This is a genomic window from Actinomadura formosensis NBRC 14204 (genome assembly GCF_001552155.1).
Taxonomy (GTDB): domain Bacteria; phylum Actinomycetota; class Actinomycetes; order Streptosporangiales; family Streptosporangiaceae; genus Spirillospora; species Spirillospora formosensis.
On the sequence record NZ_BCQQ01000064.1, the window covers coordinates 26,595 to 37,638 of the forward strand.

At 69.6% G+C, this 11,044-nt stretch carries 9 protein-coding genes; 7 read left to right on the forward strand and 2 right to left on the reverse strand.

Annotation, left to right across the window (positions count from 1 at the left end; genetic code table 11):
• Positions 1 to 40 precede the first annotated feature (40 nt).
• Entirely contained in the window at positions 41 to 1,357 is a 1,317-nt protein-coding gene (locus AF1_RS18000; RefSeq protein ID WP_067800114.1) for an aminotransferase family protein, read from the reverse strand.
• A 38-nt stretch (positions 1,358 to 1,395) separates the two neighbouring features.
• Positions 1,396 to 2,559 (reverse strand): glycosyltransferase, encoded by a 1,164-nt coding sequence (locus AF1_RS18005; RefSeq protein WP_131732788.1) that lies wholly within the window; start codon positions 2,557 to 2,559, stop codon positions 1,396 to 1,398.
• 452 nt (positions 2,560 to 3,011) lie between these two features.
• On the opposite strand from AF1_RS18005, the gene AF1_RS18010 reads away from it, so the two are divergent.
• From AF1_RS18010 to AF1_RS18030, 7 genes are all read left to right on the forward strand, one after another.
• Entirely contained in the window at positions 3,012 to 3,722 is a 711-nt protein-coding gene (locus AF1_RS18010; protein WP_242608919.1) for a thioesterase II family protein, read from the forward strand.
• Between the two features lie 69 nt (positions 3,723 to 3,791).
• A complete protein-coding gene (locus tag AF1_RS34525; protein ID WP_207394121.1) occupies positions 3,792 to 3,947 on the forward strand; it encodes a hypothetical protein in 156 nt (51 codons plus the stop codon).
• A gap of 566 nt (positions 3,948 to 4,513) precedes the next feature.
• Complete coding sequence (rfbA, locus tag AF1_RS18015; protein ID WP_067800120.1) at positions 4,514 to 5,425, forward strand: glucose-1-phosphate thymidylyltransferase RfbA; 912 nt, start codon at positions 4,514 to 4,516, stop codon at positions 5,423 to 5,425.
• Entirely contained in the window at positions 5,422 to 6,423 is a 1,002-nt protein-coding gene (gene rfbB, locus AF1_RS18020; protein ID WP_067800122.1) for a dTDP-glucose 4,6-dehydratase, read from the forward strand. Before rfbA ends, rfbB begins: the two co-directional genes overlap by 4 nt.
• Positions 6,424 to 6,922: 499 nt before the next feature.
• The gene (locus AF1_RS34530) at positions 6,923 to 7,264 is read left to right on the forward strand and encodes a hypothetical protein (protein ID WP_131732789.1); all 342 of its coding nucleotides are present in this window, start codon (positions 6,923 to 6,925) and stop codon (positions 7,262 to 7,264) included.
• Positions 7,265 to 7,719: 455 nt separating this feature from the next.
• On the forward strand, positions 7,720 to 8,853 hold the full coding sequence (locus AF1_RS18025; protein ID WP_084263059.1) for a LuxR family transcriptional regulator: 1,134 nt from the start codon (positions 7,720 to 7,722) through the stop codon (positions 8,851 to 8,853).
• 923 nt (positions 8,854 to 9,776) lie between these two features.
• Positions 9,777 to 11,044 (forward strand): hypothetical protein (locus AF1_RS18030; protein WP_176579666.1); only part of this gene is annotated, 1,268 nt, incomplete at its 3' end.

The window sequence follows — 11,044 nt, forward strand, 5'->3', positions numbered from 1 at the left end:
TGCACCGGGCCTACGGCCGCGGCGGGCACCCCTGGCCCGGTCAGTTCACGTGCTCGCCGAGCCGGACCAGCGACGCGCGCAGCGCCTCGCCGAGAAAGTCCAGTTCGGTGTCCGTGGCGTTCAGCGGCGGCGCCACCAGCAGCCCCTCACCGCTGCCGTCGGGATGCCAGCCGACGAACGGGTACAGCAGCAGGCCGTTGCTCCTGGTGATCTCCAGGGCGTCGCGGATGGTGCCGGGGGCCAGCTCGATGCCGTAGAAGTAGCCGATGCCGCGCACATCCCGGACCGCCGGCAGCTCCCGGGCCGACTCCGCCACGAGCCGGCCCACGGCCGCGCCGCGCACCTCGCCGCGGTCGAGGGCACCGAACTCGTCCAGCACCGACAGCACCGCGAGCCCGACCCGCGCCTGCAGCGGGGTCGCCGACATCGTCCCCATGAGGGGCAGCCATCGGCCGCTCGACAGGATGTCCTCGGCCAGGTCCGGCGCGATCACCGTGGCGGCGAGGGGGAGGTACCCCGCGCCGAGCCCCTTCGCGAGCGTCACGATGTGCGCTTCCGCGCCCGGCGTGTGGTGCGAGCCCAGCGGGAGCCCGGTGCGGCCCAGCCCGGTGAGCACCTCGTCGTGGATGACGTAGACGCCGTACTCGTCGCAGATCTCGCGGACCGCCCGCAGATATCCGGCCGGCGGCACGTAGCCGCCTCCGGTCGTGCCGTTGACGGTCTCCACCAGCACCGCGGCGACGCTCTCCGGACCGGCTTCGACGATGGCCTCGCGCACGACCTGCGCGCATTCGGGCCGGCAGGCGGGGAAGGGGCAGCCGAGATGCTGGCCGGGGTAGGGCGGGTCGAAGGCGGGGCCGATGCCGAAGCCGTCGTCCTCGTGCGGACGCCGGGAGCGGTGGCCGGACAGCGCGAGCACGAACGCGCTGTTGCCGTGGTAGCCGAGCGACGCCGTCAGCACCTTGTGGCGGCCCATCTCGCCCCGGGACCGCTGCGCCAGCCGCGCCAGCGTGATGGCGGCCTCCACGGCCGACGTGCCGGTGGGGGTGAACATGACCCGGTCGTCCGGCCTGTGCACGGCCCTCGCCGTGGCGGAGGCCAGCTGCTCCATGTGGGTGGCCGCCAGCGATCCGGCGCTGGCGTACGTGCAGATCCCCGCCTGGTCCCTCAGCGCCTCGACCACCACGGGATGGGCGTGGCCGATGTTCACGTTGATGATCCCGCTGGACGCGTCGAGATAGCGCCGCCCGTCGGAGGAGTACACCCAGGATCCGCTGGCATGGCTGTAGGGGACCGGTGGAATCTGCAACCGCGCGGCCAGCAGGTGCGACGTCCCCGCAGCCTCAATCTTGGTCACGATGGAAGTCCCCTCCCGGCTCCCGGCGGACGGACGGCTCAGTCACGGCGTCCCGCGGACGCTCCGCAGACCAGCCGCTCGACGCGGCGGGCCACCTCCGACGGCAGCGGCTGGGCGGCGATCTCCCCCGCCAGCCCGGCCGCCGCCTCGGCGTACCCCGGATCGGAAATGATCTTCTGGCAGGTCTTCGCGACGGCCTCGCTCGTGGCCTCCTGCGGGGAGAGCGCGAGCGCCGCGCCGGACTCGACGAGGCGGCGGGCCATCTCGTTCACCCGGTGCATCGCGGGGTCGGGGATCAGGATCTGGGGCACCCCGAAGCTCAGCGCCGTCATCATGGTGCTGCCGCCGGTCTGGTGGACGAGGACATCGCAGGTGGGCGCGAGGACGTCCAGGGGAATCCAGCCCGCCCGGACGTCCTTCAGCCGTTCGCGCAGGGCGGGGGCGGCGTCCTCCGTCACCGGCACCACCACTTCCGCGTCCAGGGCCGTGATGTTCTCGACGAGGCCCTGCAGGAAGTCGTACTGGTTGTAGTTCGCCACGCCGGTCCCGATGGTCACGCCGATCCGCGTGCCCGCGCCCCGCGTGTACATCCACGGCTCCAGGCGGCACTGCGAGTTGCCCGGGATCCACCGCATCATCTGGGCGGGGGCGGCGCCCTGCGGCCGCAGGCTCGGCGGCGTGATGTCGATCAGCATGTCGGGGTCGGGGATGCGGTCCAGGCCCAGCTCCGTCAGCTGCTCGCGCAGGTCGTCCGTCGCCCCGAGGTCCATCAGGTGAGGATCGTGGATGTCCCACGCGTGACGCACGTAGGGGATGCCGAGGCGGGTGGCCAGCAGCGGGGCGGCGTAGGAGGCCATGCCGCCGATGACGACGTCGGGGCGCCAGTCCTCGGCGAACGCCAGCAGGGCGTCGAGGGTCGCGGCCTCCAGCCGCGCGTACCATCCGCCCGACATGCGCTCGCGCTCGACCGGATCCGTCGGCACGTGCACCGGCTTGCCGCCGGCCGCGAGGATCTGCTGCAGGGACACGTCCGGGTCCGTGACCCGCACGGCGGGAAGCCCGACGTCCACGATGGTCTGGATCATCTCCTCGTTCGAGGCGGTCACCATGACCTGGTGCCCCGCGTTGCGCAGGGCCGTGGCGAGCGGGACGTGGCTGAAAATCGTGGACGGGGCGACTCCGGCGAGAACGAGAGCCTTCAAGGAGTTCTCCTAGCGGTGGTTCGGCGGGATGGCGGGACCTCATTCGAGTTCGAAAAAGTGCGGCCCCGAGGCGGCTCGAATGAGGTCGTAAGTGTGATCAGACTCGCCCACACCGCCCGCCGGGGCCATCACCAACGTAGGTAGTCCCACCCGGCCGCCGGGAATGGCCCGGCGGGTTGCCGACGCCGTCGTGGCCGCAGATGTCAGGGGCCGAGATGACCTATCAGATCGAAGGATGCCCGACCGGTTCCGCCGGTCCTAGGCTGACGGGGGACCGTGCAAGTCGCCGGATCGGCACGGTGCCGCCGTCGACCGCCGGCCGATCCGCGATGGGGCGGCAGCGTGCCCAGGGTGATTTCTGAAGGGAATTTCTGACTGTGCCTCGATCAGCGGAGCAGTTCGAAAAATGGGTCCGCCGATTTCACCCGGCGCCGGACGGCGGAGTCCGCCTCGTGTGCCTGCCCCACGCCGGCGGGTCGGCGAGTTTCTTCTTCCCGGTGTCCAGGGCGCTCGCGCCCGCCGTGGAGGTGCTGGCGGTTCAGTACCCGGGGCGGCAGGACCGGCGCCACGAGCCGAACATCGCCGACCTCTCCGACCTGGCCGACCAGATCTTCGCGGCGATAAGCCATCTCGACGATCGCCCCATGGCGTTGCTGGGGCACAGCATGGGAGCCGTTCTCGCCTACGAGGTCGCGCTGCGCATGCAGGACGCCGGCCTCCCCCCGCCTGTGCGGCTCTTCGCCTCCGGCCGGCGTGCCCCGTCCCGCCACCGTCCCAGCGGGCTCCACCAGCAGCCGGACGCGCGGATCGTGGCCGAGCTCCGGAGGCTGAGCGGCACCGACGCGGCCATGCTGGCCGACCCGGAGATACTGGAAATGATCATCCCGGCGGTCCGCGCCGACTACCGCGCCGTCGAGACCTACCGGTACGAACCCGGCCGCCGGCTGGACTGCCCGGTGACGGTGCTCACCGGCGACGGCGACCCCCAGGTCTCGGTCGACGAAGCAGCGGCCTGGAAGGAACACACCACCGGACCGACGGAGCTCCAGGTGTTCCAGGGAGGCCACTTCTTCCTCGTGGACCATAGCGAACGCGTGATCGGAATCGTGGCGGAGAGGCTGGACCATCAGGGCGCGGGCGAGCCTCACGGGGCCGCGATCTGAGGCGGTGCGAGCCGGGCTTCGAGCCCTGAGCGGGCGCGGACTCGCGGCGTGCGCTGAAGGGAGCGCGGAATGCCCGGGACGGGCCGCGGCGGCGGACGGCTGCTCGCCATCAGCGACCTCCACATCGGCTACCCCGAGAACCGGGCCCTGGTGGAACGCATGGTGCCCGGCTCGGGCGACGACTGGCTGCCGGCGGCCACGACCGCGACCGTTCCGTGCGCCTGACCCGGTTAAAGCCGCCGGGATGCGACCGATCAGCCATCAGTTCTGAGAATGGCGTCACAAACGGAATTGGAGAAGGAGGTGAGCCCTGGGGTGCTCACCCATGATCCGGCGCCGGCAGAGGGAAGAATCTCGGAACGAGAGACATCTCCGGAGTGCGCGGTGGTGCCGCGACATCCCTCGCTCTGGTAGGGCCGTGCCCGGCGGCCGAGTGAGACTACTTAAGTTGGTTATGGCCCCGGTGGGCGGTGTGGGCGAGTCTGATCACGCTTGGGACACATAGGGGGAGATGTGCAGCGAGCCCGCGGACTTCGCAGGCGGCACCGCCGGGAGTTGGAGATCATCACCAGTGTTACCTGAACGAAATTCGCATCAAGCGGCGGGCCGGCCGAGCCGGTGACGACCGAGCGCGGCGTCCGGGATCCCGCCGGAACGAGAACGCAGGCCGCGCCACCAGGCCGGAAGCCTGCGAACCCCGATCATGATCTTGATAGAGGGCTCGGATCACTGCGGCCCGATGCGGAGGTCGAGGCGTTGCTGGAGGAGCATACTTCGATGAACGGCCGACCATGAAGGGGATCATTCTCGCGGGCGGGAACGGAACGCGGCTCCGTCCCCTGTCGCTGGTCGGGTCCAAACAGCTGGCCCCGGTCTACGACAAGCCGATGATCTACTACCCGCTGTCCCTCCTGATGCTGGCCGGGATCTCCGACATCCTGGTCATCGCCCGGCCCACCGAGGTGCCGCTGTTTCGCCGGCTCCTCGGTGACGGTGGCCGGCTCGGCATCTCCATCGGCTACGCCGCGCAGGACGAGCCGCGCGGGATCGCCGACGCGTTCCGGATCGGCACCGACCACATCGCGGGCGAGGACAGCGCGCTGATCCTCGGCGACAACCTCTTCCACGGCGCGAACCTGCCGTCCCTGCTGCGGCGCAGCGCCCGGCGGCTCAACGGCTGCGTGCTGTTCGGCCACCAGGTCGCCGACCCGCAGCGGTTCGGCGTCGCCGAGGTGGACGAGGCGGGCCGGCTGGTGGCGATCGAGGAGAAACCGGAGTGCCCCCGTTCCAGCCTGGCGATCCCCGGCCTGTACTTCTTCGACGGCGAGGTCGTCGACATCGCCAAGGGGCTCGCCCCCTCCGCCCGGGGCGAGCTGGAGATCACCGATGTGCTGCGCACCTACCTGAAGGCGGGGCGGGCCGACCTGATGTGGCTGGGCCGGGGTGTGACCTGGCTGGACACCGGCACCGCCGAGTCGCTGCTGGAGGCGGGCCTGTTCGTGCGGGACGTGCAGCGCCGGCAGGGCATCCGGATCGGGTGCGTCGAGGAGGTCGCCATGCACATGGGGTTCATCGACGCCGACGCCTGCTACCGGCTGGGAGAGGAGATGGCGAACTCCTCGTACGGGCGGTATCTGATGGATTGCGCCCGCATCAGTGGCCGGCTCCCCGCCTCCGCACGGCAGCCCGGAGGCTGGCCGTGAAAATCCTGGTCACCGGCGCCGCCGGTTTCATCGGCTCGGCGTACGTGCGCATGCTGCTCGGCCCCGGCCCGGCCGGGGGACCCGAGATCACCCGGATCACCGTGCTGGACAAGCTCACCTACGCCGGGAAGATCGACAATCTCGACCTCGCCGAGCCGCGCCTGAGGTTCGTTCAGGGGGACGTCTGCGACACCACCCTGGTCGGCAGGCTGATGGCCGAGGCCGATCAGGTGGTGCACTTCGCGGCCGAGTCGCATGTGGACCGCTCGATCGTCGCCGCCGGGGACTTCGTCCGCACCAACGTGCTGGGCACCCAGGTGCTCCTGGACGCTTCCCTCCGGCACGGCGTGACGCGCTTCGTGCACATCTCGACCGATGAGGTGTACGGATCGGTGCGGACCGGGTCGAGGGCCGAAACCGACCCGCTGGCCCCCACCTCGCCGTACGCGGCGTCCAAGGCGGCCTCGGACATGATCGCCCTGGCGTACCACCGCACCCACGGCCTGGACGTACGGGTGACCCGGTGCACCAACAACTACGGCCCCCGACAGTTCCCGGAGAAGATCATCCCGTTGTTCATCACCAACCTGCTCGACCGGCGCGACGTCCCGCTGTACGGCGACGGACTGAACCGGCGCGACTGGCTGCACGTCGAAGACCACTGCCTCGGCGTGGACCTGGTGCGCACCAAGGGGAGGCCGGGCGAGGTCTACAACCTCGGCGGCGGTACGGAGATGACCAATCTCCGGCTCACCGGGTCGCTGCTGGCCGCGTGCGGCGGTGACTGGAGCCGAGTGAGCCATGTCCCCGACCGCAAGGGGCACGACCGGCGCTATTCGATCTGCGACGACAAGGCCCGGGACGAGCTGGGGTACCGGCCAAGGCGCGACTTCGCCGCCGGGCTTGCCGAGACCGTGGAGTGGTACAGGCGTAATCGCCGCTGGTGGGAGCCGCTCAAGCGGCGCGTGACCGAGATGAGTGTCGGAGAAGCCGTCTGATGCCGACCGCCCGCCGTTGAACTCCCCGCCGGGGAGGTCGCCTGCGGGTGCGTGAGGGCAGAGGGAACCCTTCGCATGTGACGGGCCGTGCATCCCGATAATGGAATGGCGCCGATAGGGATTATCGGCATTCGATTCATTCGAAGACCGCGCTGGATCTGCCGCCCGCTGCCCGCACCTTCCTGGCCGAGCTGATCGGCGGTCACCGCGACCGGATCGGTCACGATGGCGCGCGCTGCGGCCCGGCGGCCAAACGCTTCTGTTGCGGGGGAACCCGCGCTGCGACGAGACCTTCGCCTGTCCGGCTGCGGAGGGTGCGAAAGAGCGGCTGCACAGCTCCGGCAAACGCCAACTCCCGTGAGTTACGGCTCGATCGGTGACACCCCAAGACCGAACGCTAATGGGTGAAAGTAGTCGCCCCAGAGGTCTGGTTGCTGCCATGTCAAGCCACCAAACCCGCTTATTTTGCTGACGCTGGGGAAAGTATCACCGGAACGGTGTGAACATTCAGTTTCCGGTCGGCCCGCATGGTGGGCTGATCTGGGCTTCACCCGCGTTTTCGGGCTCGACGCGCGGCCTGGCCGCGGCCGGCACGCACGGCATCATCGACGCGCTCACCAGCCGCGATCGGCGAGCAGAGCATCGCCGCGCCCAAGAGTTGACACATCCTGCGAAAGTCCGCAGCTCACCAAACCGCATGACCGCCATCGTCCAAGCCGCCCTTCCCCTTGGTCCCCGGGTGGATGAAGTCGGAATCAGCTCAGTGCGTCGCGCGGTGATCGTGAACCGGAAAACGGAGCCCAGCCCCTTGACACCTCTAGATCAAGGCAAGTTATGCTAGTGGTGAGTGGTTGACGGAAAGTCATGCCAGTAGTGAGTGGTTGGCAGAGTCGCCGTACTCACAAATGATGTCTGAGTATTCCCTGCTATGGCTATGGCAAGAGGTGAAGGGTGACCGCGTACTCGCCTGTCACAGGAAGAAAATGGTTCCTGAGTGCACCCCACGATGGGGTCATTCCTCTAGGAACGTTCCTGTGAGGCGCACTCGGTAAGACCTCGATGCCGTCGCCTCCCACTTCCACGCCAGACTCAGTAACCCCGTGAGTATTCTCTGCTGAGATCGATTCCATCTCGTATGACCTACGAGGTGAATCGTCGTTAGGTGGATCGGGCATGCAATCTTCTCTATGTTCTCTCGCTGGATTCGGTGACGATCTGGCGCAAGGGTCGTGTGCGACCACGGAACTGCTTCGGTGCTCCGTTCTGGCTTGGACGGAAGGACGACTTGAGGCGGCAATGCGGAATGCCGTCAAGGCTACTGCCGTCAAATGTCAGGAATCCCACGATCTTTGTCGGCTGGCTCAATTCTGGTACGTCGCCCTGCTCGTCCAGGTCGGGGAACTCGATGCGGGCTGGCGGGCACTTGATGCCATCAAGACACGAAGAGACGCACCCGAGTCGCCGCGCGTGGCCGCCGCGTCACATGCCGTGCGAGGCAAGCTGCTGTTCGCCATGGGCGGCATCGATGACGCCATTGCCGAGATAGAGGTGGGACTGCGGATCGCTGAACGGTCCGGCGTCCGGCCCCTGCTGGCCCCTTGTTATACCGTGATGGCGCTTGGAGCGCTCCGTCGAGCAGATATGAGAGTCTGTTTCGACTTTGTGGACAGACTGGCGGTCGAAGCCCTGCTGGGCTATTTCGGGCAGGCCGCGGGGGCATGGGTGACGGCTCAGGCCGTAGAGTCCCGTAGCGGAGTGGCAAGTGCCGCGGATCTCGTGTCCGGGATCGTCACGAGCCCCTTCGTGCTCCGTCAGCTTCTCGTCTCAGAGCCGGCGGCGGCGTCCTGGCTGGTCCGCATCTCCGGCAAGCTGGACGCGCCTGACCTGGCGGAAATGTCGGTGGCAGCGGCGTTCGCGGCGTCTGATGAGCATCCGCGGTTCAGAGTGATACGGGGGTCGGCCCTGCACGCCGCCGGCCTGCTGGAGGGAGACTCCGGCAGATTGCGTGAAGCGGCCGATCTCTACCCTGATCGATGGTGCAGGGCATCTGCGCTGGAGGACATGGCCGGCCTGCTGGCCAAGCGGTACTCCGAAAAGGACAAGGCAATTCGCGTTCTTGAATCAGCCCGGGGGGCGTACAATGCGGTCGGTGCCAGGCGAGATGCTTCTCGCGTGGTGAGCAAGCTCCGAGAATTCGGGGTGCGCCGTGGAGCGGTCCGCACCGTGGAATGCGCGGACATTTTGCCGCATGGACTCACCAAAACGGAGTTCGCCGTCGCCGATCTCGTGAGTCAGGGGTACAGCAACGACGAGGTCGGCAGGCAGCTGTTCATCTCCCGGCACACTGTGGCATTCCATCTGAAGAAGGTGTTTCAGAAGGTGAACGTCGCCTCGCGTGTCGAGTTGGCGGCGACTTGGAAAGTGCGGTGATAGAGGGCTTGCGGGCGCCGCCCCTTGTCGCCTGGTCGGTTGCCGCCGGGCATGCCGCTGACAGCAGGATCGTGACACGGTGTCCGCCGCGCCGGGTCACCCGGCGGCCAACGACGAGTGCGGCGCCCGCCTATGCCGGTGGTGCGGCCTCGCGGTTCGAGGCTCGGCCGGTCGTCCTTCCAGCCGAACGGACGAGGCGCCGACTGGCCGCCCTTGCTCCACACGGGCCCGAGGCGACCGCCGCATACGACGCTGCATCCTGCGCACCTCCAGCTTGGAGATGACCGACTCGGACAGACCCATGCTCTCTACGTCTTCGCTGTAGAGGTCTTTCTGGCCCGCCGGCCGGCGAAGACCCGGCTGTTCGCGTAGGCGAACGCCTCCACGAACCGTTCGCAGGCGTCAGCCGACGCGCTGGGCGATCCTCAGCGCGGGTGACCACACCTTCTATATAGGGGCCGTCCGTGAGACGGCCCCTCGCAGCGCGGGCAGCAACGCTTCGGGGTCGTCGCGTACGACGCCGCTGGCGCGGGCTGCCACCGGGAACCGGGAGAGGGGCGGCGAACGTAAGACGGCCAGGTCCCCCAATGACCCGTTCGGGGACGGCCTGCACACCGAAGCCGGCTTCGACGCCGTCGGGGAGGTCGTGGGGGAGCGCGGCGCGCCGGCGGCGCAGGGTAGCGCAGGTGGCGCTCGCATGGCTGCTCGGACGGCCCGTGGCGGAACGGACCGGGGACGTCCGGCGTCTCAGAGGTGGTGATTTGCGATCCTCCGGGCGATCGGGGCAGGCTGTGGACGAGAACGCCCACGTATGGTGAGACCGCCACGTGGTGATAGGAGCGAAGGTTCGGAGGCGGCGTCATACGCCTCCGGGCTCCCGGGGCTGAGGAGCCCCGGGACGACGGCGCTGAAGGAGCCCGACGATGACCGAGAACGACGGCACGCAGGGACCGCAGCGGCCGTTGCCGGAGGACGAGGGGCAGCCCAGGCCGCCCGAGGGCCAGGAGCCCCCGGCCCGACCGCTGGGCGACCGCACCGTGGTGTTCGGGGCGCCCCAATTGGGCGGCCAGACCGGCCCCACACCGCCGGAGCCGCGCGGGGAGGAGCGGCCCATGCCGCCTCCGCCGCCCCCCACGATGGTCGAGCAGCCGATGCCGCAGCAGTTCGGCGAGCAGCCTCCGGCCCCGCCCCAGCCGCCCTACGGCGGCCCGCAGGAGCAGCAGCCCCAGTACGGGCAGCCGCCCGCCGGGCAGCTGCCCTACGGCACGCCCCCGCAGGACCCGCAGCAGTACGTCCCACCGGGTGAGCCGCCGCAGTACGGCCAGCCGCAGCCCGGCTACGGCCAGCCGCCCCAGTACGGGCAGCCTCCGCAGCAGCAGTCCGGATACCCGCAGCAGCCGATGCACGGCGCGCCGCCGGAGCCGCCGCAGTACGGGCAGCCGCCGTTCGGCGGCCTGCCCGGCGGGTTCCCGCCGCCCGAGCCCGGCGTGCCCGCCGAGCAGGCGCCGCCGCAGCCCGAGCCGCGGGACGTCTCGGGCGACCGCACGGTGATCGTCCCCGGCCCCGGCGCCGCCGCGCCCGAGCCGCCGCAGCGGCCCGTGGTGGACGACCAGGCCACGCTGCACTGGTCGCCCGGTACGGACGTTCCGGTCGCCACCGGTCCCGAGCGCAGGCAGGAACCACCGGCCGAGCCGTGGCAGGCGCCGACGCCGCCGTCCACCCCCGAGCCGTGGTCGTCGGAGGCGCCCCAGCAGGGCCAGGGCAAGGTCGACCACGAGCGGACGATGATGGTGCCGCCGCCCGACCCGGGCTTCGGCGCGGGTTCGCAGTCGTCCGGTCCCCTGCCCTCGGTGGACGATCTGTACCGTCCACCCGGCGAGAGCAATGTCGAGGACGCGCGTCCGACCGAGGCGTTCAACCCGTCCCAGGGACGGCACGCCGCCGAGGCGCCCGGCACCGCCGACCCCACCCGAATGGACATCGGCCAGCAGCAGTGGGGCCAGCAGCCGCAGCAGCCGGCCGGTCAGCAGTTCGGCCAGCAGCAGGGGTACGGCCAGCCCGGTGACCAGCAGCAGGGGTACGGCCAGCAGCCAGGTGGCGAGCAGCAGCGCGGCTTCGGGCAGCCCGAACAGTACGGCCAGCAGTACCAGCAGCAGGGCTATGGCCAGCAGGGCCAGCAGGGGCAGTACGA